The following is a 25,348-nucleotide window of genomic DNA, read 5'->3' on the forward strand; positions in this document are numbered from 1 at the left end:
ACGATTCATTTATAATGTTCCCCAATCTCCAATCTCAATTCTTTAATCCTCTAATTCTCCCCTCTCTCAATTACCCCTCCATGCTCCCCAACCTCCGCCTCAACGACCACCTCCAACTCCGCAAGCAACATCCCTGCGGCTCCTACGAATGGATAGTCACGCGTCTCGGCGCGGATATTGGCTTGGAGTGCAAAGGCTGTGGTCGGCGCGTTCTGCTCACCCGGCGCGAACTGGCAAAGAGAATGAAAGCGAACCTGACAAAGCATGATGACATCGAAAAAACCGAATCCTAGAAAACCGCATATCGTCTTTTATTTTTCCGATACTGGCGGCGGGCATCGCTCCGCGGCGGAAGCCATCATCGAAGCCGTTCACCTTGAATACAAAAACAACGTGACCACTGAGATGGTGGACTTTTTCAAAGATTACGCCCCGCCTCCGTTCAACCGCGTCGGCGAGATGTATCCATACATGGTCAAAGCCCCGCGTTTATGGCAGGCAAGTTTTTACGCCACCGACGGACGCGCTCAAGCGCGTGTGATCACCGCCACCACATGGCCCATTGCCAGCCGTGGGGCAAAGGCGCTCGTGCGTCAACATCCCGCCGATCTCATTGTCACCGTGCATCCGTTTGCAAACACATTCGCCTTGCGCGCGCTCGGCAAAGACCGCCCGCCCTTCATCAACGTTGTCACCGACATGGTCACCACGCACGCGCTCTGGTACGACAAACGCGCCGACCTGATCCTCGTCCCCACAAAGCAGGCATACGAAAACGCGATCCGCTTCAACATGCCGCCCGAAAAAGTTCGCGTGGTGGGTCTGCCCGTCGCGGATAAATATTGCAAACCGCTCGGACGTAAAAGCACACTGCGAAAAAAACTCGGCTGGACTCTCGACAAGCCCATCGTGCTACTCGTCGGCGGTGGCGAGGGGATGGGACCTCTGGCGAAGACCGCGCGCGCGATAGACGCTTCCGGTCTGGACGTGGGGCTGGTCATCGTGTGTGGGCGGAATCAACGCCTGAAAGCGACTCTCGAAGCAGAGAGGTGGGAGAACCCAACATTCATCTACGGCTTCACACGCGACATGCCCGATTTCATGCGCGCCTCCGATTTCATCGTGACGAAAGCAGGACCCGGCACGATCGCCGAAGCGCTCAATGCGGAATTGCCGATCATCCTATATTCCAAACTCCCCGGGCAGGAGGATGGCAATGTCACTTTTGTGGAGGAGGAAGGCGCGGGCGTGTGGGCGCCGAAACCGCAAGATGTCGTCCGTGCGCTCACACGTTGGGTCTCACGTCCCGCAGAAAAGCAGAAGGTGATCGAAAACTGCCGCCGCGCCGGAAGACCTGAAGCGGCGCGCGTGATTGCGAGAACGATTGGCAAGATGTTGGGGATGAAAATCAAGCAAGTACAGAAGTAGACAGGTAGACAAGTAAACACGTGTCTACCTGTTTCCGTGTTTACTTGTCTACTTTCCACACGGTATAATCTCACCGATGTTCGCAATTGATTCACACACACTTGAAGTGAAAAGCCATAGCCCGGAACAAACACGCGAACTTGGCGTGCGTTTGGGTAAGTCGTTGCAAACCGGCGACATGCTCTGCTTGCAAGGCGAACTCGGCGCGGGCAAAACGACTTTCGTGCAAGGCATCGCGCAGGGATGGGGTTCGCTCGATTCGGTTTCCAGTCCCACGTTTATTCTGGTCAACATGTATCGCCGCGCGGATCAAGGTGTGGGCGGGATCACCCAGCCCCTATTTTTTCACATGGATGCCTACCGCCTCGACTCGACGGGGGAGGCTGAGGAGCTCGACCTCGACTCGATGCTCGCGGAAGGCGCGTTGATCGTCGAGTGGCCCGAGCGGATGCAAAGCCTCATTCCGGACGAACGCTTGTGGGTGGAGTTCACGCAATCAGGCGAAGAAGAACGCGAAATGAAATTCATCGCGCGCGGCAAGCGATACGAAACCCTGCTCGATCTGATCCGCGGAGGCAAGTGATGTTGCTGGCTGTGGACACATCCAATGAATGGATGGGGCTGGCGGTCTACGACGGCGAACAAGTCCCCGGTGAACGCGCGTGGCGGAGCAGTCAACATCACACGATTGAACTCGCGCCGGCGATTCAAGATCTGTTGGCGAGTTGTAACTTAACAATGAAAGATATTACCGCGCTTGGCGTTGCCATCGGTCCCGGTTCTTTTACAAGTCTGCGGGTTGGTCTCGCCTTGGCAAAAGGGATTGTCTTTGCGCGGAATATTCCCCTCATTGGGATTCCGACTCTCGACATCCTCGCGCGCGCGCAAGCCGAGTCGAATCTTCCGCTGGCGGTGGCGATAGGAGCCGGGCGCGGGCGGTATGCGCTGGGGTGGTATAAAAATGTCGAGGGTGTGTGGCAGGCTGAGGGTCCGGCGCGAGTCGTGTCGGCGGAGGCGTTGAAGGATGAAGTGGCGAGTCCATCGCTAGTGTGCGGAGAGTTCACGGACGAAGTTCGTCAAGAAATCGAATCGAATCAAAACGCGCAGTTGACTTCGCCCGAAGATGCACAGCGCAAGCCCGCGATGCTGGCGAAACTCGCGTGGGCGCGTTTTCAACACGGCGATGTGGACGATGCGGCATCGCTCGCGCCGATCTATCTGCACACCGCCGCGCCGATTGAATCATGAACATCCGCCGCATGACCCTCGACGATCTCGCGCAAGTTGTTGCGATCGATAAAGTCTCGTTCAGTTTGCCGTGGCCCGAACGGTCGTTTCGTTTTGAGATCGCGGATAATCCCGCTTCGCGCGCGTGGGTCGCCGAATTGGATGGAAAAGTTGTCGGCGCGATCGTTGCGTGGCTGTTGGTGGACGAAGCGCACATCGCGACGATTGCCACCCATCCCGATTTTCGTCGTCAGGGCATCGCGGGCAAGTTACTGATCCATGCATTGGAGTATATGAGAAGCGAAGGCGCGCGGATATCGGTGTTGGAGGTGCGCGAGAGCAACGCCGCCGCACAGGAGATGTATCGCAAGTTTGGTTTTGAAGAGTCGGGACGCCGTCCGCGTTATTATCGCGATAATAGCGAGGATGCGATCTTGATGACGTTGAATAACTTGCACGTAAACGCGGAAACAGGTAAACAGGTAGACAAAGCAGGTTGAAAGTTGAAAGTCGAAAGTCAAAGGTCTAACGATTGACCTTCGACCTTTGACCTGAGACCTTGAACCCGGAGAACTTATGACCGCTGAAGAAACCCTTGCTCAAATTGCCAAAGAAGTGACCGTGTGTACGAACTGCGCGTTACATCATTCGCGCAAGAAGTCTGTGCCCGGCGAGGGACCTGCCGCCGCCGAGATCATGTTCATCGGCGAGGGACCGGGCTTTCACGAAAACGAGCAGGGACGTCCGTTCGTGGGCGCGGCGGGGAAGTTTCTCGACCAGCTCCTCGCGCAGGCGGGGGTGACGCGCGCAGATGTGTGGATCGGCAACGTGGTAAAATGCCGCCCGCCCGAAAACCGCGATCCGCAACCCGATGAACTCGCCGCGTGCAACGAGTATCTCGAACGTCAAACTCAAGCGATCGATCCCAGCATCATCGTCACACTCGGTCGCTTTTCGATGAATAAATTTTTTTCCGGCGCGAAGATCAGTGCGGTGCATGGGCAGATGAAGAAAGTCGGCGACCGATATGTGATCGCGATGTTCCATCCCGCCGCGGCGCTGCATCAAGCCGCGCTCAAGCCCGCGATTCTAGCTGATTTTGCAAAACTGCCTGAGTTGCTGGAACAGGCTCGCAAGGGTTTGGGAAAGTCCGCGCCTGTGAAAAAGATGGAAGAGCCGCAAGAGGATGAGCCGAAGCAGATGAGTATGTTTTGACCTCACCCCCAGCCCCTCTCCCGGCGGGAGAGGGGAGTTTGAGGAAATAATGTTGAAAGATGATCTGATTACAAAACTAAAAAATAAGAATGCCCGCGTTGCGATTCTTGGACTCGGCTATGTGGGACTTCCGCTTGCGGTTGTTTTTGCCGAGGCGGGATTCAAGGTGACGGGCATCGATCCTGACGCAGGGAAAGTTGATTCGCTCAAGGGCGGCATTTCCTACATCCCCGACGTGAAGAGCGAGTCGGTTGCGGCGTTGGTGAAGTCCGGTCATTTCACTGCGACGACGGATTTTTCGGCGTTGAAAGAAATGGACGCGGTCAGCATCTGCGTGCCAACCCCGCTCCGTCAGACGGGCGACCCGGATATGTCGTTCATCATCTCCGCCGCGGACGAGTTGTCGAAGTACATGCACAAGGGCATGGTGGTTGTGTTGCAGTCCACAACCTATCCCGGCACGACGCGCGAGTTGCTCCTGCCAAAACTTGGCGGTGAAAACGGACTCAAAGTGGGCGAAGATTTCTTCCTTGCGTTCTCGCCTGAACGCGTTGACCCCGGTCGGCAAGATTTCACAACAAAAAATACTCCCAAAGTGATGGGCGGAATCACCGAAGCGTGCGGCGAAGTGGCGACGGCTTGGTATGAAGGCGCGATTGACGTTGTGCATCGCGTCTCGTCTGCTGAAGCGGCGGAGATGGCGAAATTGTTGGAAAACACCTTTCGCATGATCAACATCGGATTGGTCAATGAACTGGCGATGATGTGCGAACGTCTCGGCGTGGATGTGTGGGAGGTGATCGACGCGGCGGCGACGAAACCGTTCGGCTTTATGAAGTTCACACCAGGTCCCGGCTTGGGCGGGCACTGCATCCCGATTGATCCGCTGTATCTTTCGTGGAAGATGAAATCATTCAATTACAACGCGCGTTTCATCGAGTTGGCGTCCGAGATCAACACCAACATGCCGCGTTACGTTGTCGAACGAATCATGGACGCGTTGAACGACAAAAGCAAAGCGTTGAAGGGATCGAAGATTCTCGTCCTCGGCGTGGCGTACAAACCCGACGTGAGCGACGTCCGCGAATCGCCCGCGTTGGACGTGATCGGCTTACTGCAAAACAAAGGCGCGAACGTGGAATATCACGACCCGTACATTCCTCACATCCACCACGAGACCGATGGCTGGCACATGGACAGCGTGAAGGACGTGATGTCCTCGGTGAACGATGCGGATGCGGTGGTCATCATCACGAATCACAAGGCGTATGATTACGATGCGATTGTCCACGCGGCGAAGTTTGTTTTTGATAGCCGCAATGCGACGAGCAAAATATCAAAAGGAAGCAACAAGATCGTAAGACTCTAATACGCAGTACGAAGTACGGAGTATTGCGTACTGCGTATTGCGTACTTCGTATGGCACAAAGGTAAACATGGCTCAATATTTGATTACTGGCATAGCAGGCTTCATCGCCGCGCGCACGGCGGAATTATTGCTCCACGATGGTCACACGGTCGTCGGCGTGGACAACATGAACGATGCGTACGATCCGCGCATCAAGGAGTATCGCCTGAAGAAGTTGCAGGCGCTGAAGGGATTCACCTTCCACAAATGGGATGTGGCGGATAAGTCCATTATCGAGAAATTCAAAGGCGAGACGTTCGACGCGGTCATCAACCTCGCGGCGCGCGCTGGTGTGCGAGCAAGCGTGGATAACCCCTGGGTGTTCGTCGAGACGAACATGATCGGCACGTTGAACATGCTTGAGTTATGCAAACAGAACGGGATCAAAAAATTCGTCGTCGCGTCCACATCGAGCATTTATGGCGAAGACCCGCCGTACCCGACTCCCGAATCGGCTGACAGCAGTGAACCGCTCCAGCCGTACGCGGCGAGTAAAAAGGGAGCCGAGGCGATGTGCCACGCGTATCATCATCTCTACGGGATAGATGTCAGCATTCTGCGCTTTTTCACCGTCTACGGTCCCGCGGGCAGACCCGACCTCGCGCATCTGCGGTTCGCGCAGTGGATCAGCGAAGGCAAGCCCGTGCGCGTGAACGGCGACGGGACACAATCGCGCGGCTTCACATACATTGACGACATCGCGCGCGGCACAATCCTTGCGTTGAAGCCGCTTGGCTTCGAGATCATCAACATCGGCGGGCATGAGGTCGTCACGATCAATGAGTTGATTCAAATCATGGAAGATGTGATCGGCAAGAAAGCCGTCGTGCAATACGGTCCGCCCAACCCTGCCGATATGTTCACGAATCAAGCCGATGTGACGAAGGCGGGCGAGTTGCTCGGTTGGGAACCGCAGTTCAACATGCGCGCAGGCGTGACGAAACTCGTCGAGTGGTACAACGCTGAGCGCGAGTGGGCGAAGGAAATCCTCACGCCATAGTTGCGCGGTACGACAAAGTTCACTTTGTCGCGCAAAGGCAAAGTGAACTTTGCCGTACTGAGCTTTACTTTCGTTTATTTTTGAGCGCGTTTTTTCTGGCAAGCAGGGATGCGGTTGTGGATGCGGCGGCATCTGCCGGGGGATGTTTTGTTTCTATCTCTTTAACTTGTTCCACCGATTGAATCGTTTTCTCTGAAGGTTGCGCTTCTTTCAATTCAACAGGCGTTGCCTCCGCGCGTTTCGCAGACTCGGCAACGCGGTCTTTGGCTTTGAGCAAGGCTTCCATGCGCGGCGATGGTTGAGGAGTCGTCAACATGCGCGGCTGACCGAGACCGAGTCGCTTCATCAGCAACGCTCGCTCGTTTGAAACATCCTGTTTGGTGATGATGAGTCGGCGCGAGGCGATGTCGAAGGGCAGTAACAACACGGCGAGCAGAATCAGCCATTGCCAGATCGGACGCGAGGCGCGAGTCGCGTCGAGGTTGTGGAGAAAAACATCCGCGGGGTTCGATGTGGCGACCTCCCCGTTCGATAAAGCCGCAAGACGGAGAAGCAGGTCGGGGTCCGGATCGAGGCGTTTGTATTCGGGCGAGTACGACAGCGCCCAGCCCGTCGTCTCGGCGAAGGAATCGGTTTGACTAGCCGACATCCCCGCGAGCCGAATTAAGTAGACGCCTTCCTCTTTCGGATCGAAGAACGCTTCGTACCGACCGGGGGCGACCTGCCTCAACGTCAGCGAGTTGGTTTCGCCGTTCGGCGCCACGATGTTGGCGTCCACCGCGTAGCCGTTGATGAATTCGCCGCTTGGAGTCTGCGCGTCGAGGGTGATGCGCGCCTGCCCATCGGTGAGTTCGATGTCGGTTGCGAGCGCGTTGTCGGTTGGGTTGCCGATGGTGGAGCGAACGACCTGCACCCAAAACTTTGCGAAGTTATCCGACGCGAGCCAATCGCGCGCCCAGCGCCCGGTGGCGTCGGAGGTGAACGCGACGGCGCGACCCAAACCATATTGCCACGACGCGAGAATCGGATCGTCCTTGTCGGACTTGAGAATCACCTGCGCGAGGTCTTTCGGACTCGACGCCACATACCCATACAGGCGCGGGATTTCATTGATGCCCGAAAGGATCGGCGAGGAGTTGGCGAGCGCGGGGAAGAACGGCTCTTCGACAAGATACGCGCGCGTGGCGAGCGACACTTCCTCGGTGAAGATGCTGGGGATGCTGTTCGCGTCGTTGGTGAAATGATAACGACCGCCGCCTGCCTCGGCGAGGTCTTCGAGGAACGGCGCGGCATCGTTGCCCACGCCGACGGTCGAAAGCGTGATATTGTTTTCTTCAAATAATTTTTGCACAAGTTCGGGGATGCCCGTCGGGTCTGCGCCGCCGTCGGTGAGCAGGATGACGTGTTTCACTTTGGCGGGATCGTCTGGCAGAACTTCCGACATGGCTCGCACACCCGCCATGATGTCCGTTCCGCCGCCGCCGCGAATCGAACCGATGGCGCTGACAACCGCACCGGGGTCGCTGAGTTCGGTCATCGGCACAACCCACGAAGCGGAATCGTCGAACGCGATCACGCCGACGCGGTCGGTGGGGAAGAGGAAATCGATCGAACGCGCCGCGGCTTCTTTGGCGAGTTCGAGTTTGGTCACGCCGCCGCTGGTTTCCTCCATACTGCCGGAGTGGTCAATGATAAAAACGATCCCCAAATTGGGGCGGCGTTTCTCGTCTTTGATCTGCATGTCCACCGGCAAGGTTTCTTCGAGCGGGGTCTGGAAATATCCGCCCACGCCGTAGGAGGTGGGTCCGCCCACAGCGACCAAGCCGCCGCCGAGGTCATGCACATAACTTTGCAAATTTTCCATTTGGTTGTTGCCGAGCGCGCGGGCTGGGACGTCCACCAGCACGACCGAATCATATTGCGCCAGCGACGGCAAGTCCGACGGCAAACGATTCGGCGCGACGACGTTCACTTGAAAGTCAGCCGATTCCAACGCGCTCAATAACGCGGAGAATTCATCGGGTCTCGCCTCGCCGCCGGGCAACGTCTCGCCTGCGGGCGGCGCGACCAGCAAAATGCGCGGCGGGCCTTCCACTTGAGAGAACGCGTCGAGTTGGTTGTTTTGATAGAAGCCGTCTTGAGTCGCGGCGATCTGCACTTGATAATTGACGAAACCCGGTTCGCCCGCGACCAGCGGCAGGCTCAACGATTGCGTTCCGCGCCGAAGATCGTACGCGCCTTCATATAAAATTTCGCTTCCGCCCAACACGCGCACGGTGGCGCGAGTCGGTTCGTTCGCTTGCAAAGTAACGGTGAGATCGAACTGTTCGCCCGGCCGCAAGCGCGTCGGCGCGTCCACGTTTTGAACCGATACCTCCGCACCGCGTTGCGCGACGATCGGCACAACGACCAGTTGCGTATCGGACGCAACCGCGAACTTCGCCGCTTCGAGCGCGTCGCCGCTGGTCTGCGCTCCGTCGGAGAGAATCACCATCCGTTTGGCATAGCCCGAGGGGAACAACGCCAAGCCGAGTTGAATCGCCTCTTCGAGATTCGTCTGGTTGGTGACCGGGGCGGAGGTGAACGCGCTCAATTCTTTGGCGGCCGACATTTGCCGTTCGACCAACGCGTCCGCGCCGAACAACACAACCGCAGATCGATCGTCGGGCGACATCGCCTCGAGCGCGTCTTGCACATATCCCACTTCGGCAGTGATCGCCTGCGGCGGCATCGAGTCGGACACGTCCACCAAAAACACGACAGCCAGCGCGTCGCCGCGTTGGACGATTTCGAGTCCCGCGAGTGAAAATATCAGACACAGGATGATGACCACGCGCAGAATTAATGAGACGATCTCGCGCGTCCACCCCGGACCTCGGGCTGGTTTGCCCATCCACACCGCGAGCGGCACGAGGAGGAGAAGGAGGAGGAAGAGAGGGGAGGTGAATCTCATAAAATCTTTTGGGACGCTGATGAACGCTGAAAAACGCTGATCCTATTTTTGGGATTCGGATTTGTGTTGGGCGAGCCACCATTCCTTCCGCATGTTGTCGAAGGAGCGGCGTTTGGTTTCAATCTTTTATTCATTCTTCCTCCAAATCAAAAAATCAGCGTCCTCAGCGTTTATCTGCGTCCAAAGTGCTCTTAAAGATAAGCAATGACGGTATTTGTTTTCTATGAAACACCTGCCATTCGATCATCAACACGAGCAACGCGAGCGCGGCGAGCCAGGTCCACAACTCGCGTTGACCGATCTGTTGCGCGACGGTGGGCGTGACGGTCGAACGCCCGACTTGAATCGATTCTCGCGGCTGAATGTTCGATTCGTTTTCGTCGAAAAGATTGACGGCGAAATATTCGACGCGATTGGAATCGCCGGAGATGAAGTTGACCGCGTAGTAGCCGAGTTCGTCGGTTTGGGTGAAGGTCGGTTGATCGAGCGGGAGGGTATACGCCTGATTCGACGGCGAGGCGACGACGATGCGGTCCACATTCGATTGCGGCAGGATGGACAGGCTTTCGCCGGGCGTCAGTGATTGAGTCGCGTCGAAGGCGCTAGGCGGCGCGAGGTAGTTGATCAAATTGGAAAAGAGAATCGGGTAGGCGATCTGGAGCGGGAGGTCGCTTTCTTTCAAGTCGAAGGCGAGCGCGGCGATGCGTTGACCTTTCGTCTCGCCCGCAAACACGAGCGGACCCGCGTCTGATGCGATCAACGTCTCAGCCCATGCGGGGGTCTCGACAAGTTTCGCTTGCAGGATGTGGACGTTGCTCCAGTCCACAAAATTGGTGAGCGCATGTTCCGTCACTTGCATATTCTTGAATTCGTTATACGCGCCGCCGACTTCAAAGAACGGATTGGACGATGGATTGATGAACAGCAGGTTCGCGTTCGGCAATTCGGGAGGAACGATGCCGTCGAAGATGTAGAGATCGAACGGGTCGTTGGGAATCTGAACCGTCCCGTCTGCGGCGGGCAATGCGCGGAAGGGTTGAATGCCGGGCAGTGAAGCAAGCAACTGCTCGAGGAACAAATTCCCTTTTGAGACGAGCAGGACGCGGCGAGAATTGGAGGCTTGAAAAACGGCGAAGGCGGTGTTGTCGAGGGGAAGCGAATCGAGGAAGTTTTGGGAACTTTGAGAGTTGGAGGGATTGAGAGAATTTAGAGAATTGGAAGAATTGGGGATTGTGATGGTCGCTTTATAGATGCCGCTGTCGTTGGAGAGATCGTCGAGGGTGAGGCTTTCGCGAGAATTTGCAGACAAGGAGAGTTGACGCGCATCGATGAGTTGATCGTTGAAATAAATGGAGAGCAAAACATTGCGGTCGGATGAATCGAAATTGGTGATTTCGGCGAACAACTGCGGGGATTTTTGCGCGGGGCGTAATGCCAATGCGGTGATAGCGAGATTGTTTTGCGATTCGCCGACGGGAATGAAGCGAATCTCTCCGGGCAAGGAGGGGAGTCCGCTTTCGGGCAAGCCGCCGTCTGAGACGATCACGATGGTCGAGTTGCCTCCCGCGCCTGCCGCAAGCGCGAAGGCGGATTCCCAATCGGCGACTCCTTGAGTCGCTTGCGCGTTATTGAGCGCTTGCCTCAGGAGGGTTTTGTCAGTTTCGGCGGCGATCAAGGTCTGGGGCTTCTCGGCGACCAGAATCAACGTCAGGGAAGAAGCGGGGGAGAGTCCGTTGATGAGGTCGAGGACCGAGTCACGCGCGGAGTCGAATCGAGTCGGGTTCCCATCCGTCGCGTTCATTGAAGCGGAGGCATCCAGCAGGACGATCACCGATCCGCTGGCGACGACGGGGACTTGCAGGGCGGGGCGCGCGAGGGCAAAGACGAGCGCGGCGAGGATGAGCAGTTGCAGGAGCAGGAGCAGGTTGCGTTTGAGTTTTTGCCACGGCGCGTTGGCTTGTTGTTCGCGCAGAAGTTGTTGCCAGAGGAAAGTGGAAGAGACCTGTGCCTGCTTGCGGCGCAGTTTGAGCATGTAAAGAAGAATAATGGGAATGGCGAGCGCGGCGAGGGTGAGGGCGAGGGGGGTGAGGAGGCGCATAAGAATTTTTAACCACGAAGGACACAACGGTCACGAAGGATTCCTTTTAAATTCCTTTGTGCTCTTCGTGTCCTTTGTGTTTGAATCATTTTACGAACCCCGCCCTTCTCATTTCAAGGAGCAGGATGTGGTCCCACGTTTGATTCGTGACCGCGTCGAGATAGCGGATGTTGCGTTTGCGGCATTCGGTCTGCGTGGATTGAATCCATGCGCGGGCGCGGGTTCGGTAGCGTTCGCGCAAGCCGCCGTCGAGCGAGACGTCTTGTGTTTGATTCGTTTCGATATCCACGAGTTGAAGATCGCCCGCGAGCGGCGGATCGAGTTCATCGGGCGCGAGGACGTGCACCAGCGCGGCTTCGTGCCCGCGTCCCATGAGCTGGCGCAGACCTGTTTCGTAGCCGTCGTTTGCAAAGAGGTCGGAGAGGAGGATGACGAGTCCGGCGCGGCGCGGGAGGATGGAATAGTCGCGCATGGCGCGGTTGAGATTCGTTTCGCCGTCGGGTTCGATCTTTTCGAGGAAGCGGAACAGGCGCGCAAGCGAAGCGCCTCCGCGCGAGGGACCGAACTCCGCATCAACTTTGCCGTGTTGTAGAAATCCAACGGTCAGCACATCGCCGGACGCGAGCGTGATCGCGCCGAGTCCCGCCGCAAGTTTCAACGTGTATTGGAATTTATTTTCATCGCCCTCGCCCCAATCCATGGACTGCGACCCGTCGATCAAAATGTGAACGGCTAAATCTTCTTCCTCTTCGAGCAGTTTGATAAACGGACGCTCAAGCCGCGCGTAGATGTTCCAGTCCAAGCGGCGCAGATCGTCGCCGGGCGCGTAGTTGCGATAGTCGGCAAACTCCACGCTGGAGCCGCGCCGCGAGGAACGACGCTCGCCTTTCATCGCTCCACTGCGCACGCGCGAGGCGATGAGGGTGAGTTGATTCAACTTGCGGAGGGTGGGTTCGTCGAAGAGCATAAATTCAGAAGGATGAATGATGAAGGATGAAGGTGGAAAGTGGAAAGCGGAAAGTTTGTTTGATTCTAACTCGGTGGTTGAGTAGCGACGAACGAAGTGAGGAGCGTATCGAAACCACAGGTGCGCATACAAACTTTTGCAACAAGATTACTTTACGTCTTGGTGGTCTCGATACGCCCTTCGACTTCGCTACCGCTTCGACAGGCTCAGCGCGGCGGCTTCGCTCAGGACTACTCGACCACCGGGTACTTCTCAAAGTGTGTTTCTTAACCACGAAGGGTTTTTCGTGAGGTCTTAAAAACTTTGTGTTCTTCGTGCCCTTTGTGGTTAATTGGTTTGGGGTTGAAGTTCAGCGAGGAGTTCACCAATGACATCATCAGTGCGAATCCCCTCCGCCAAGCCGTCGAAGTTCAACAGCAGACGATGCCTCAGCGCGGCGGGGGCGACGGCTTTGATATCGTCGAAGGCGACGTTGAAACGGCCGTTCAAGAGCGCGGTCACTTTGGCGCCCAACGTCAACGCTTGCGCGCCGCGCGGCGAGACTCCGTAACGCGCAAATTGTTTTACCAGCGGCGAACCGTTCGGGTCTTCGGGATGCGTGGCGAGCACCAAACGCGCGACAAAATCTTTGACGTGCGACGCCATCGGCACGCCGCGCGCCAGTTCGCGCATTTGCAAAATCTCCGCGCCGCTGACGACCTTATTCGCCGACGGAGACTCTTTGCCGGTTGTGCGATCCATGATCTCGACCATCTCATTCACGTTCGGCAGGTTCACGTTGACCTTGAAAAAGAAACGATCGAGTTGCGCTTCGGGAAGCGGATACGTTCCCTCCATCTCCAGCGGATTTTGAGTCGCCATCACGAAGAACGGCTCGTCGAGTCGGTAGGTCTGTTGCGCCGCCGTCACCGAAGTCTCTTGCATGGCTTCGAGCAGCGCGGATTGAGTCTTCGGCGTGGCGCGGTTGATCTCATCCGCCAGAATCAAATTGGCGAACAACGGGCCGTGGCGGAAGCGAAACTCGCGCTGGCCGTTTTGGTCGCTGAGGATTTCCGTTCCGATAATATCGGCGGGCATCATGTCGGGCGTGAATTGGATGCGCGAAAATTTCAGATCCAACACATCGCCCAGCGTGCGGATGAGCATCGTCTTGCCGAGTCCCGGCACGCCTTCGAGCAACACATGCCCACCCGCGAGGATGCTCACCAGCACATGCCGCACCACATCGCTTTGCCCGACGATGACTCGTCCCACCTCGGTTTCGATGGCTTCGGCGCGCGCGCGGAATTGGTCAACGGTTAAGTTCATGGTCTCTCCATGTACGACAAAATTAATTTTGTCTTACGGTTTCAACGAATCAAAATAATTTTTCACGATCTGAATGAACGACGGCGGCACCGCGCCGCTTTCGATCGCCTCGTTATTCACCTGCTCATACTGCGAAAAAACTTCGTTATACGGAACCGTGCTTGCGCCGGGCTCGCCCGGCGTCGTCGGTCCCTGTCCGATCACATCGCCGCTGTTCGGATCAGACGGCGGCAGATTCACTTGCTCGCCGCCTTCGCCGCCCAACAATTGCGGCGCGTAAATTTGTTCGTAAGACGACTCACCGCCATCACCGGGACCATTGTTCTGCGCGATGGGATCACTGCCCGATTCGTTTCCGCTCTGGGACTCGCCCGATTCATTTCCGGACCCTGAGCCTGCGCCGCCATTCGCGGAGTTTTGCCCACCTTGATTCGCTTGACTCGCCTGCTGACCTCCGCCCGCCGCCAACACCTGCCCCGCGCCTTGTTGTAGTTGACTCGCCGCCTGGCTTGCGGCTTGCGACGATGCGACTTGCTGTCCCGCTTGCGCGAGAGATTGCGCGGCTTGATCCAATGCTTGTTGCGCCGAGGCGGTATCTCCGTTTTGCAACGCCTCCGCCGCTTGGTTCAGTTGATTCGCCAATTCGGGATTCGTAGATTGAAGCGACTCTGCCATCGCGCTCAACTGTTCGGCGAGTTGCGCCTGTTCCTCTGCGCTCAACTGGCTAAGGTCCATGTTGGCGAGTTCGGTCGCGGCGTTGACCGTGTTGCCCTGCGCCAATTGCTCTCCCACCGATTCAAGCGGACTGCCGTTTTGATTCGCAAGTTGATTCCCCGCCTCTTTCAACGCCTCGCCCATCTGTTGCGCCTGCGGGTCGGAGAGGGCTTGCAATTGTTCGCCGGTGTTCGTCAGCGTTGACACCGAGTTTTCCAACGAGGGATTATCCTGCAATGCCTGTTGCGCCTCTTTGAGTGGATCGGTGAGCGCTTGCTTTTGCTCCTCGGTTAACGTCTCGTTCGCTTCGATCTGTTGGATGATCTCTTCGATCTGGGTCACTTGTTCCTGCACGGCTTGTTCGACGGCGCGCGCCTGTTGCGCGGCTTGGAACATCGCCTCGCCGCGAAACCAGACGAGGGCGATCAGCGCGATGCACAACAGGGCAGTGATTGCTTCACGAGATTGGATTCTCAATGGAAACTCGCGGCGCGGGTTCACGTTGCGGGCGGCGGTCACCGCGTCGGCGAGTTGGCGGTGAAGAATCTCAGGCGAGACGAGGCTGGGGAGCCGAGTCAGTTCGACGGCGGTGCTGACGCGTTCGTCCAAATGGAAGAGCAGGTCGAAGCGGCGGGCGGCGTCGAGGGGACGAATCCGCCAGAGGGCGGCGGTCAATCCAAAAAGAATTGCGGCGAGGAGCGATGCCGAGAGGACGAGCGCGAGAAATTCAGCCCGCAAAATTTTGGCTTGATATAACATGAACGATCCGACGGCGAGCGATGCCAACATGCCGACGATGAAGCCGCGCAACGACCACGCGAGGGCGCGTTGCATTCGCAGGCGGCGAATCCATGCGTGGAGGGGCTGGTTTAGTTCGGAGATGGTTGACATCGGTTTAACGGTCGGGGCGTTTGACCAATTGAATGCTGAAGAAGATCAGGAGCAGGGTGAAGCCTGTATAGAACAGGACGTAGACGATCCACGGCGAGGGGAGGTAGGTCGGTCCGTTCGAGCCGAATATTTGACTCGTCGTGTAGAACAAGTTTTGGTCTTCCACGAGGATCACTTCGCTGAGGATCGCCGCCATGAGGGGATTTGTGCTAACCAGCGCCCAGATGATGATACCCAGGATGTATTCGGTGAATTGTTCGAGCATGCTGTTGTAGGAAAGCGCCTCGGTGTACGCGATGAGCATGAAGATGAACACGATCACGAGAAATGAAAAGAGGATCGCGGCATACGAGCTGACGGTGGCGGCGAGCGTCCGCTTGACCAGGCTGGAGAAGAAGATGCCCAGCGTGCAGAAGAAGACCGCGGTGACAACCAGCATCAATTCGGAAACGATCAATTCGCCCAGACCAACGCCGCCCAATAAGAACGCGAGGCTTTGCAGGGGAACGGCGGTGAGGATCAATAGGAAGATGTAGGCAAAGGCGGAACCGAGTTTGCCCAGCACCAGCGAGCGCGCCGAGAGCAATGTGGTGCGCAGGAGTTCGTAGGTCTGGTGTTCGCGTTCGGAGGTGATCGCCCCGGCGGTGAGCCCGGGCGCGATGAAACTGACCAGCAAAAGTTCGAGCAGGACCACCGTGCCGAAGATGGCTTTACCGGCGTCCTGGCGGGCGCTTGCGTCAAAGGCGTAAGAATAAGCCGGGGAGATAACGCTGTAGACAAACAGGATGAACATGGCGATCAGCCCGAGGTAGATGGTGAGCAGGACGAAGGCTTGCCCGCCGCGCATCCGTCCGCGCAGTTCTTTGAGGATGACCGGGTTGTCCATCAGGCGGCTGAGAATGCTCTGCCGCTCGATCTTTTTGGGGGCTTCGGGAATGGAGGTCGTAGATTCCATGTTGGTTCCTTGTAACACAGTTTCTTTCGTACACGGATTGCGCGGATGGACACGGATTTTTTGTTTCTTTCTCCGTGGAATCCGTGTAATCCGCGTCCCAAAAATTTACGAAACGATCCCGCGCGTGGCGCGCATGAAGACCTCTTCGAGGTCTTGAGTCTCTTCGCTGAAGTGGACGATGGGGAGTCCCTGCGAGACCAACGTGGAGAGAAGCGTTTGCAAAGAGGCGTCGTCGCCGCTGAACTCGGCTTCGAAGGATAGCCAGCCGGCTTTGCCCAGCCCATCCTGCGCGCGGGCGGCGAAGATGCCCGGCAATGCGGCGAGCGCGTTCTGCGCCTGCTCGACCTCGATCTGGTTCAGGAACGCGACGCGGATCAGACGATGCGGCATCGCTTTCTCGGTCAGTTCGTTGAGCGCGCCGAGCGCGACCAGTTTGCCGCCTTCCATGATTCCCACGCGGGTGCAGAGTTCCGCCACGTCGGCGAGGATGTGGCTGGAGAAGATGATCGTTTTTCCGAGACGCGCGATCTCCAGCAACAGTTCCCGGATCTCGACGCGGGCGCGAGGGTCCAAGCCGGAGGCGGGCTCGTCGAGGATGAGAATGCTGGGATCGTGGATCAGGACGCGGGCGATGGAGAGGCGTTGCTTGAGTCCGCGCGAGAGGGTGTCTACCATGTCGTTGCGGCGGTGAGCGAGGTCCACCAGTTGAAGCAGGTCGTTGAGGAGGGTCTTTCGCTGGGCGGGGGGAATCTTGTAGCAGGCGCCGAAGAAGTCGAGGTACTCTTGCACGGTCATGTCGTTGTACACGCCGAACGAATCGGGCATGAAGCCGATCATGCGCCGCACGTCGCGGGGAGATTTGCGCACCGAATGTCCGCCTATGGTGATCTCGCCGCGGTCCGGCTGGAGCAGCGTGACGACCATGCGCATGGTGGTGGTTTTGCCAGCGCCGTTGGGACCGACCAATCCGAAGATCTCGCCGCTTTCGATGGAGAGGTTCACGTCGCTGACCGCGGGGCGGCGGGCGAAGTTCTTGCTGAGGTTTTTGATCTCGATGATCGCGCTCATGGAATCACCTGCATGGTGATGGTTGTGGAGGTAATTTCGGTATACGTGGATTGGTCTTGAACCACGCGGATGCGCGCCTCGCCGTTGGGCGCGACAAACTGATCGGGGTTCGAGATGGTGATGGTCATCTTGTCGGTTGCTAATCGCGTCCATGATCCGGTCTCAAAATTCCAGGCGTAGGCGGTCAACGCGCTGGGGTTGGAACTGACCAGCATGAGCTTGAGCGATTGAACGCTTCGGAATTGTATCGGCATGGCGGGCTTAAAACGGAGGATGTATCCCTCATCTGGAATCTCAAACGCAGAGTATGGCGAAACCAGCGGACTGGACGATTCCCATGCGAAGAATCCGGACGGCAGGTTTAATACACTGCCCTCGGTTTTGAGTTGAGGCGTGAGGCTGTGAATGTACAGCACGGTATCCACCCGATCATACCGCCGCCCGTCAATGCCAACGGGGAGGTCGGAGCGATCCATCCAGCCGATCAGGTATACGCCCCAGTTGCCAGCGTTCATATACGAATAATCGCTGCTGGATAAAACGGCTTGCAAAAAGGAATATTGCCGCGCCGCTTCCACATCGGGTTGTATGGCGATGGGATTGATGTTCAGAATGTTGCCCGCATTGCTGGAATAGAAGCTGGAACTTGACGAGGTGAGAAACAGGTTCACATCCGTCGAAGCGCCGGGTTTCAAATCGCCAAGTTCCTTCCAGCCGCCGGGAGTAATGAGCATGGCGTCCTTGAGAGTGAACTCGCTTGCATTGGTCACTGTGCCGGTCACGGATGACGGAGTTTTGCCGAGGTCTATCGTCAGCGTGTGGCTGATGGGGAGCGCGGGCAGGCTGCCCTCCAGAATGAGCGCCTTCATGCCGGCGATCTCCACGCGCGTATCCGGCAGGGTCATCGAGTCATCCTGTTGAAGCACAGCCCATTGATTGTCTGCCTGCAAATCGCCAAAACTGCCTGAAAACGCGCGAGGCATAAAGCCCTCAGCGGCGGTCACATCATATCCGGCGCGGACGGGAGAATACACCCCGACCAACGCTTTGACATTTGCCTGTGGAACACCATCCCATGCCTGCGCCACCATCAAACGGTTCATGATGGGAGTGAACCCGCGGAAGGAAAAACCGGTGGCGTAGAACACGCACGAAAAAATAATCACCAGCGCGGGGATCGTCATCCATGCCAGTTCGCGGCGTTTGGTCCGGCGCAGGACAAGAAAATTCAACGGACCCATCACGACCACGTACAACCCAAGCAAGCCGCAGATGTACAGGATCGAAGGCATACTCAATTCTTTCATCGCGCCGAGCGCCTGCTCCGCCGGGTTTGAATACCCAGAGGAATCAAACGTTGAGATTGCCCAAGGCGGCAGGGGAGGGCGCGTTGCCAGCGATTGCTCGTACAGCGTTTTCATGCCCGCCCAACCAACCAACGGATTCGCCGACGGGTCCGCCGCCAGATAATACACCTCGCCAAACCCGACATTCTTTTGCGAAAGGATCGAGACTCCCTCCTCCTCGACCAACGCCCGCGCCCCCTCGCGCATCGTCCCGACGGCGAGCGTGGTCTGCGAACTCAACGGACTCTCATCCTCAACGTACGCGCTGAGGTTGGTCAGATCCGTCACATTGCGCGTGGATCGTATTTCGACGGGAAGGAGTTCGTTTAACCCGGCGGTTGTCCTTTGCCATTGCGCCCCGCCAGCCACGAACAATTTTCCGCCTGAACTCAGCCACAATTCCATTGCCTGTTTTTGCGCGGCGGTCAGAACGCCCGTATCCGCATTCGAGACGACAAGCGCGTCCAATGTCCGCCAGGCTTGATAGCGTTCGGGCAGATCGTCAATGCGCAATTGCGCCACGCGGGAGGTCCCGCCCAGCGGATTGATGTCGCTCAACCCATCGAAGGCCGCCGGGGTATCGGAGATCACGCCGACCAACAGGAGGGTGTCGGCAAGGCAGTTTGCCGAAAGTTTTACTTTTTGCAGAACTTTCTTTCCATCGAATAGGCTGACCGTGAAATCCCTCAGCGAGCCGTCGGCGAAAATATATACAAAGAAGGCTTTGCGCGATGAAGTTGGGAGTTGCGCTTCGGTCGTTGTGGAAGTTATGCCCCCACTGCTGTTTTGATAGGAGACTTGCACGCTCGCGTCCAGATCGGGGCCGGTGTTTTCCACCTCCACGCGGACGGGCAGCCAGCGTTTATCTTTGCAATACCCGTCGAACCCCGCCGCCGCGCTTAATGTGACCCCTCCGTTCTGCGCGTGGACGAATCGCTGTCCTCCGAACGCGGGGGACAGGCTTGCAAGCAGGATGGCAACGAATATGATCTTGACGGTTTTTGAATGAAGGGTGGCGATCAAGCCGGTTTCTCCTATCTTGATTGCGTGGACAAATCTTATCATAAGACTGCCGAAGGTAACTTTTTGATCCGCGCTGAGGGCGCTCAATTTTGTAGGCTTTCGCTGACCATGAAAAATATTCACATCACGAGAGAGTGACGATCTGTGAATATTTGAAACACGGAGAAACTGAGTCACGGAGTTTTTTAATTGGTTTCTCTGTGTTTCCGTGTCTCAGTGGTTAGAGAGTGTTTCTTAGGTCTTTTTTGGACACGGATAACACGGATTTCACGGAGAAAACCATTTTAAAATCCGTGGTTGACCGTGTAATCCGTCAAATCCGTGTACTTAAGAAACAGTGTCTTAGGGTTTCCTGTCTGTGGTAAAACCCATCCGCATCCTTTTGCGCGCCTCACTTGACTCCTCAATCCCGATAATGGCTCATAACGATTACAATTTGCCATCGTATGCTTCAACGAATCCGAACCTCTCTCCGCGAAGACAATCTCTTCCACCGTGTCGTAAGCAACAGCCTCCACCTCTTTAGCAACAACACGATCGCGTTGGCGTTGAGCGTGCTTCAAGGCGCGTTGGTGACGCGCTTGCTCGGACCCTCGGGCTACGGTTTGATCGGCGTGATCATGGCGTATGCTTCCACGGTCAACAGCATTTTTTCGTTTCGCATGGGTGAGGTGGTGGTGAAATATGGCGGGGCATATCTTGAACAAGGTGAAAAATCAAAAGCCTCCGCGTTGCTGAAAGCCGCCAGCCTCACAGAAGCCGTCGTTTCACTGCTTGCTTTTTTCGCCGTCGTGTTGACTGCCAACCTCGCCGAAATGTACAACGCGAAAACCGCAGGCACGGCATGGATGTTCATCGTTTTTGCGATTGGGTTGCTTGCCAATTTCAACACCGAAACATCCACTGGCATTTTACAAGTCACGAACAGGATCAAACTGCAAGGCACGGTCAATCTCCTGCAAAGCATCGTCACGACGATTGTCATCGTTGCCGCGTTCCTCACGCATGGCACACTTCAATCAATTCTGTTTGCCTATCTCCTCAGCAAAACGATCCTTGGGCTTGGCATGTTCTTCGCCGCGCAAATACAATTGCACAGAGTTCTCGGCAGTGGTTGGTGGCGCGAATCATTTTCGGCAATCGCCGAGCGAAGCGAGCGGAGCGAGTGGCGCGAGTTGATTCGCTTTGCGGTCAGTTCCAACGTCAGCGCCACGATCATCAAAATTTTCCGCGAGAGTGAGTTGTTGTGGGTGGCGTTCTTCCTCACGCCCGAAGCCGCGGGCTATTACAAACTGGCATACACGCTGGTCAGTTTTCTGTCCATCGTCACCGATCCGCTGATTGCAAGCACGTTCCCCGAGATCAATCGTCTCGTGGTGCAAAGCGCATGGACGCGGCTCAAAGATTTTCTGCGCAAGGTCACATCACTTTCGTTCGCGTACAACTTCGCCATTGCCATCGGCTTCGTGTTACTTGGTCAATGGATGATTCGCATTTACAGCAACGACACATTTCTCCCCGCCTATCCCGCGATGATCGCGCTCGTCGTTGGTCTCGCGTTCAATTACACGTTGTTCTGGAATCGTCCGCTGTTGCTTTCGCTCGGCTTGCCCGAATATCCCATCAAGGTCACGCTCATTGTCGGCATTATCAAGATCGCGCTGGCATTCGTGCTCGTGCCGCGATTCGGCATTGTCGCAGCGGGCGCGTTGTTGTCGTTTTATTATGTTGCGTCGGTGGGGGTGATGGCGTGGCGGGGGATGAAGAAGATTAGAGAATTTGAGAATTAGAGAATAGAGAGCAGAGAATAGAGATTAGAGACTGGTATGAAGATTGCATTGATAACCAATTCTCGGATTCCGTCGCTGACTGCGAATTCGATTCAAGCAATGAAGGTTGCTCAAGCCTTGATTCAATTAGGACATGACGCGCGGATGTTCGCGCCTGCGGAAACGCAGACTGTCTCGCAAGAAATACTCAATACGCATTACGGAGTACGCTTCTCTCCGCCCCTCGAACTGCTTCCGTCCATCAAGCGACTCAAACGCCTCGACTTTATCGTCCATGCCCAACGCGCCGCGCGGAGGTTTGGCGCGGACCTCATTTACACATGGCTTCCTCAATCCGCTGCGCTGGGAGTGTGGATGAAGTATCCCGTCGTCCTCGAAATGCACGCGGATGTGACAGGTCTCATGGGCGCGTGGTGGCTCCGTCAGTTTTGGAATGCGAAGGGGAAGAAGACGATGACGGTCACCACGTCCGCGTTGAGAAAAGCCTTAGAGAGGTCAACCAGCCTCAAATTGGAGAATGAAGCGGTGATCGTCGCGCCGAATGGAGTCGAGTTGGAGCGATACGAATCCCTGCCGAGTCCTCAAGAGGCACGTCGTCAATTGAATCTGCCTGAGGGACTCACCGTCGGCTTCACGGGTCATATTTATCAGGGGCGCGGCGCGGAGTTGTTGTTCGAGTTGGCGAATCAAATGCCGCGCGTGAATTTTTTGTGGGTCGGCGGCACGCCCGAACTCGTGTCATTTTGGAGATCGAAGTTAGAGGAGGCGCGCGTTGCGAACGTGACGATGACGGGCTTCGTGGAGCATAGCAACATCCCGCTCTATCAAGCCGCGGCGGATGTGTTGCTGATGCCGTATTCGCATTCCATTTTGGCGTCGAGCGGACAGGACATTGCCGAGGTGATCAACCCGATGAAGATGTTCGAATACATGGCGGCGGGACGGGCGATCGTGTGCGCGGAGTTGCCCGTGATTCGGGAGGTGTTGAATGAGGGGAATGCGGTGTTTGTAAAAATGCGCGAATCAAACGGTGGTCGAGTAGCCCCGAGTGAAAGCCGAGGGGCGTATCGAGACCACAATGTTGGAGAATTGGAGAATCAGAGAATTGGAGACTGGAGACTGGAGATTGAGAAATTACTAGAAGATGAATCGCGCAGGCTCGCGTTGGGCGCGCAGGCGAGGAAGGATGTGGAGCGGTTTTCGTGGGTGAGGAGGGAGGGGAGGGTGATGGAGGGGATCATCAAGTAATTTGATTGATTCCCCTCTCTTTCAATATTGGGACGCTGAAAAACGCTGAATTCGCTGATTCAAAAGAAAGAAAATCTGCGTTCTCAGCGTGAATCAGCGTCCAAAAAGATTTGTGTAAGATCATCAAGTAGTTTGATATGAACCTTGCGCCTCGGCAATTGCAGAGGAGATTATCTCTTCCTTCACGCCTTTCTTTTTCAAGCTTTCGATCAACGAGGAGATTTCCACGCCGTTTTCGAGGCGTTCAAGATCGGCGCGCAATCCCTGTCCGATATACGCTTTGATCAATGCCTGATACCCAGAAAAACCGAGCATCGGCGCGACGCGTTTCAGGTCTTCGATCACATCCTCAGGGATGCGGATGCTGACCATCGTCGTTCGGCGGTCTTTTTGTAAGCGTTGGGCAAGTTTATTGATTTTCATAGATTTCTCTTTCTGTCTTGGTCACAGATCGGGCGGACACAATTCGTATTCTGTCGTCGCGCATGACATAGACTACGTAAAGCAATATCCAATTTGTGGTTAAGCCGACAATTCTTTCGCGAAGTTCACTGCCGACAATTTCATCGTCCAGATAACAAACGAATGGGTCGAAGAACGTTTCACATGCCAGTTCAAAACTGACATCATGTTTTCGCAAGTTGACAGCCGCCTTCTGGCTGTCCCACTCGAAGAGGATATTATGAAGCGTGTATCTGACGTTCATTCAGAATGAGTATAGCCTCGCGTATATGCTTTGTCAATACGCAGGTGTGGAAGGATGTGGAGCAGTTTTCGTGGGTGAGGAGGGAGGAGAGGGTGATGGATGGAATGAAAGCTTTAGGCTAATGATTTGCGGACGACGTTAGAGTACCAATCTCACTCGAGCTACCACCGCCGATTTGCTGGTTGAGACATAAATTCCCTGCCTAATATTATTATTTCCCGGTGTCCATGTAACTCGTGAGGAAGTTAAAGAAATCGGAGTAACCACGACATTTGTGGGGGAAGTAACAGAGCAAACGGGATCACATCGATAGGTAATATAGTTCTGAGTAGTGCATATAAACTCATCATCCTCGCAATCCCTGCAAACTTTGTTGGGATTGTTTCTCGTCGGGCAATCATACCAATCGGTACATGCCCCCTTATTCCAATGCCCCGAGCAACAGTCCCCTATCGTCTGCGCGCTCCCCGCCGTGCATTTTGGATTTAGGCACGAAGATCTTATAACGGTAGCGGTTCTTACGGTTCCAGAGGGGCAGTAGACTGGGTCTTCTGGGCAGATAAAGCCTCCCGCGTCGACACAGATCCCCCGTTGGGCGCTGCACCTTCCCGAAGAGCAGTCGGAGTCGCTTGAGCACGGCTCGCCTATGCCTCCCCCGCCCCCGCCTCCCCCACCGCTACATGCCGTTGTCGACCATCCACAGCCTGTGCAAGTTACTCCAGTTTGACCACAGGCTACGCCTGATGATGGTCTCGTATTTACACAAGTTGAATAATCAAGCCCGCCACAGCCATAAGCAGTACTTGTGTTTGTGCAATACCAATTTAATGGCTCGGGATCGTTTGGACAAAAAGCGGTTCCAGTTACAACATTCCCCACACAGCATCCCACTTGAGCATTTACATTGGTTGCAAATATAAAACTCCCCAATATCAACAAAAGCAGTGTCAGTTTTTTCATACTCCTAAAGTTTTATCTCCCAAAGGTCAATCTTGCCTTTATATGTATCGAATATTTCCCTGTCTTTTTCAATGAGCATTTCATCGGTCGCATTTGGATGTAGCATTTTATTCATGGCTCTTATCACCTGACTATCCACCCACCAGTTTTTATCCCGCGCTTTGGTCAATCTTTTCGGGTCAACATGAACGGTAAAAACCAGCTTTTCATCCGCAATTTCGGTATCGACCGAGGCAAATACCATGCCCTTCCCATCCCCTTGTTTGAGGAAGGGTTGCTCTTTATCAGAGTACTTTACTTCAATGCCAGCAATTTGGCTTATTTGAATAATCTCACCCGTAAGAAGTGTAATACTATCGGCTTTGTGCCAGCCGACATCAGTCAATAACAGTTCAAGGTTTGATTTATTCTGAATATCAACTTTCGCGTTTTTAATCTGTGGAGAAGTATTTTCTTTTTTCCCCTGAAAGTAAACGAAGCCACCAAGACCAAGAAGGAATGCAATAAGAATGCCAAGAGTTATGCCGATATATTTCCCCACAATTCATAGTAGCACAAAATTATCGAGTTTGTGAATAGATAACAATTGGGTCTTTGGGTAAAAGACCTTCACCGCTAAAGATTATGGATTTCGTAACCACATCTTCTGCCCCGCCATAAGCAAGAGATATTTCGGTTCTCAAGAACATAAATTGTAGCGCCATAGCTAGTCTTCTTGCAAATATTAAGTCAGCGTGTTCTTTGTATGAAGCCAAATCTTCAGGTCCCTCGTTGTAGTAATTAATCAACAAAACTCCTTCCGTGTTTTGCTCAAATCCATATGCTTTGAGCCAGCGCTTATTATCAGTGGTTCCATAGATAACAGCCATGTTTTTATTCAATTTCTGAACAGTTCGAAAGACGATTGGCGTTTCATCAGAAATAAAAATTTTTTGAGCGGGGACGCTAAATCTTGCGGGGCTTCCATCTACATTTGTGTAATTTCGGGAAGTTGGCAGTAGCGTAACTCTTCTGCCCTCTTCCAGATACCGTTGCGCCAAGGG

The 25,348-nt window shown here is 55.4% G+C and carries 22 protein-coding genes; 10 read left to right on the forward strand and 12 right to left on the reverse strand.

What is annotated here, in order from left to right; all coding sequences use genetic code 11:
• Positions 1 to 14: 14 nt before the first annotated feature.
• The 8 genes from AC16KF_RS17945 (at position 15) to AC16KF_RS17980 (ending at position 6,278) form a co-directional block, all read left to right on the forward strand.
• Complete coding sequence (locus tag AC16KF_RS17945; protein WP_484038733.1) at positions 15 to 293, forward strand: DUF951 domain-containing protein; 279 nt, start codon at positions 15 to 17, stop codon at positions 291 to 293.
• Positions 265 to 1,428 (forward strand): MGDG synthase family glycosyltransferase, encoded by a 1,164-nt coding sequence (locus AC16KF_RS17950; RefSeq protein ID WP_484038734.1) that lies wholly within the window; start codon positions 265 to 267, stop codon positions 1,426 to 1,428. Before AC16KF_RS17945 ends, AC16KF_RS17950 begins: the two co-directional genes overlap by 29 nt.
• A gap of 76 nt (positions 1,429 to 1,504) precedes the next feature.
• Positions 1,505 to 2,011 carry a tRNA (adenosine(37)-N6)-threonylcarbamoyltransferase complex ATPase subunit type 1 TsaE gene (tsaE, locus tag AC16KF_RS17955; RefSeq protein ID WP_484038735.1) on the forward strand — a complete coding sequence of 169 codons (507 nt, stop codon included), beginning with the start codon at positions 1,505 to 1,507 and terminating at the stop codon, positions 2,009 to 2,011.
• Positions 2,011 to 2,676, forward strand: a complete 666-nt coding sequence (gene tsaB, locus AC16KF_RS17960) for a tRNA (adenosine(37)-N6)-threonylcarbamoyltransferase complex dimerization subunit type 1 TsaB (protein WP_484038736.1) — start codon at positions 2,011 to 2,013, stop codon at positions 2,674 to 2,676. Before tsaE ends, tsaB begins: the two co-directional genes overlap by 1 nt.
• A complete protein-coding gene (rimI, locus tag AC16KF_RS17965) occupies positions 2,673 to 3,155 on the forward strand; it encodes a ribosomal protein S18-alanine N-acetyltransferase (RefSeq protein WP_484038737.1) in 483 nt (160 codons plus the stop codon). The genes tsaB and rimI overlap by 4 nt, the downstream gene beginning before the upstream one ends.
• Before the next feature lie 76 nt (positions 3,156 to 3,231).
• Positions 3,232 to 3,870, forward strand: a complete 639-nt coding sequence (locus AC16KF_RS17970) for a uracil-DNA glycosylase family protein (protein WP_484038738.1) — start codon at positions 3,232 to 3,234, stop codon at positions 3,868 to 3,870.
• A 49-nt stretch (positions 3,871 to 3,919) separates the two neighbouring features.
• A complete protein-coding gene (locus AC16KF_RS17975) occupies positions 3,920 to 5,239 on the forward strand; it encodes a nucleotide sugar dehydrogenase (protein WP_484038739.1) in 1,320 nt (439 codons plus the stop codon).
• A gap of 67 nt (positions 5,240 to 5,306) precedes the next feature.
• The gene (locus AC16KF_RS17980) at positions 5,307 to 6,278 is read left to right on the forward strand and encodes an NAD-dependent epimerase/dehydratase family protein (RefSeq protein ID WP_484038740.1); all 972 of its coding nucleotides are present in this window, start codon (positions 5,307 to 5,309) and stop codon (positions 6,276 to 6,278) included.
• Positions 6,279 to 6,342: 64 nt separating this feature from the next.
• Here AC16KF_RS17980 and AC16KF_RS17985 read toward each other — a convergent pair whose 3' ends face one another.
• The 8 genes from AC16KF_RS17985 to AC16KF_RS18020 form a co-directional block, all read right to left on the reverse strand.
• Positions 6,343 to 9,231, reverse strand: coding sequence for a VWA domain-containing protein (locus AC16KF_RS17985; RefSeq protein ID WP_484038741.1), 2,889 nt, complete (start codon positions 9,229 to 9,231; stop codon positions 6,343 to 6,345).
• A 163-nt stretch (positions 9,232 to 9,394) separates the two neighbouring features.
• Positions 9,395 to 11,329 (reverse strand): BatA domain-containing protein, encoded by a 1,935-nt coding sequence (locus AC16KF_RS17990; protein ID WP_484038742.1) that lies wholly within the window; start codon positions 11,327 to 11,329, stop codon positions 9,395 to 9,397.
• An 85-nt stretch (positions 11,330 to 11,414) separates the two neighbouring features.
• The gene (locus AC16KF_RS17995; RefSeq protein ID WP_484038743.1) at positions 11,415 to 12,296 is read right to left on the reverse strand and encodes a DUF58 domain-containing protein; all 882 of its coding nucleotides are present in this window, start codon (positions 12,294 to 12,296) and stop codon (positions 11,415 to 11,417) included.
• Positions 12,297 to 12,623: 327 nt separating this feature from the next.
• Entirely contained in the window at positions 12,624 to 13,604 is a 981-nt protein-coding gene (locus AC16KF_RS18000; RefSeq protein ID WP_484038744.1) for an AAA family ATPase, read from the reverse strand.
• Between the two features lie 33 nt (positions 13,605 to 13,637).
• Positions 13,638 to 15,209: a hypothetical protein gene (locus tag AC16KF_RS18005; protein ID WP_484038745.1), complete on the reverse strand. Its 1,572-nt coding sequence runs from the start codon at positions 15,207 to 15,209 to the stop codon at positions 13,638 to 13,640.
• Positions 15,210 to 15,213: 4 nt separating this feature from the next.
• A complete protein-coding gene (locus AC16KF_RS18010; protein WP_484038746.1) occupies positions 15,214 to 16,164 on the reverse strand; it encodes an ABC transporter permease in 951 nt (316 codons plus the stop codon).
• Positions 16,165 to 16,269: 105 nt separating this feature from the next.
• Positions 16,270 to 17,232 carry an ABC transporter ATP-binding protein gene (locus AC16KF_RS18015; RefSeq protein ID WP_484038747.1) on the reverse strand — a complete coding sequence of 321 codons (963 nt, stop codon included), beginning with the start codon at positions 17,230 to 17,232 and terminating at the stop codon, positions 16,270 to 16,272.
• Positions 17,229 to 19,601 (reverse strand): DUF7408 domain-containing protein, encoded by a 2,373-nt coding sequence (locus AC16KF_RS18020; RefSeq protein ID WP_484038748.1) that lies wholly within the window; start codon positions 19,599 to 19,601, stop codon positions 17,229 to 17,231. The genes AC16KF_RS18015 and AC16KF_RS18020 overlap by 4 nt, the downstream gene beginning before the upstream one ends.
• 446 nt (positions 19,602 to 20,047) lie before the next feature.
• On the opposite strand from AC16KF_RS18020, the gene AC16KF_RS18025 reads away from it, so the two are divergent.
• Both AC16KF_RS18025 and AC16KF_RS18030 read left to right on the forward strand, forming a co-directional pair.
• Positions 20,048 to 21,391: an oligosaccharide flippase family protein gene (locus AC16KF_RS18025; protein ID WP_484038749.1), complete on the forward strand. Its 1,344-nt coding sequence runs from the start codon at positions 20,048 to 20,050 to the stop codon at positions 21,389 to 21,391.
• A gap of 36 nt (positions 21,392 to 21,427) precedes the next feature.
• Complete coding sequence (locus tag AC16KF_RS18030; RefSeq protein ID WP_484038750.1) at positions 21,428 to 22,639, forward strand: glycosyltransferase; 1,212 nt, start codon at positions 21,428 to 21,430, stop codon at positions 22,637 to 22,639.
• A 123-nt stretch (positions 22,640 to 22,762) separates the two neighbouring features.
• On the opposite strand, the gene AC16KF_RS18035 is transcribed toward AC16KF_RS18030, so the two are convergent.
• From AC16KF_RS18035 to AC16KF_RS18050, 4 genes are all read right to left on the reverse strand, one after another.
• Positions 22,763 to 23,062 carry a hypothetical protein gene (locus tag AC16KF_RS18035; protein ID WP_484038751.1) on the reverse strand — a complete coding sequence of 100 codons (300 nt, stop codon included), beginning with the start codon at positions 23,060 to 23,062 and terminating at the stop codon, positions 22,763 to 22,765.
• Positions 23,049 to 23,345, reverse strand: a complete 297-nt coding sequence (locus AC16KF_RS18040) for a BrnT family toxin (protein WP_484038752.1) — start codon at positions 23,343 to 23,345, stop codon at positions 23,049 to 23,051. The genes AC16KF_RS18035 and AC16KF_RS18040 overlap by 14 nt, the downstream gene beginning before the upstream one ends.
• A 964-nt stretch (positions 23,346 to 24,309) precedes the next feature.
• Positions 24,310 to 24,846, reverse strand: coding sequence for a hypothetical protein (locus AC16KF_RS18045; protein WP_484038753.1), 537 nt, complete (start codon positions 24,844 to 24,846; stop codon positions 24,310 to 24,312).
• A gap of 19 nt (positions 24,847 to 24,865) precedes the next feature.
• A partial coding sequence (locus AC16KF_RS18050) for a hypothetical protein (protein ID WP_484038754.1) occupies positions 24,866 to 25,348 on the reverse strand: 483 nt, incomplete at its 5' end.

Source organism: Candidatus Defluviilinea gracilis (genome assembly GCF_057138825.1).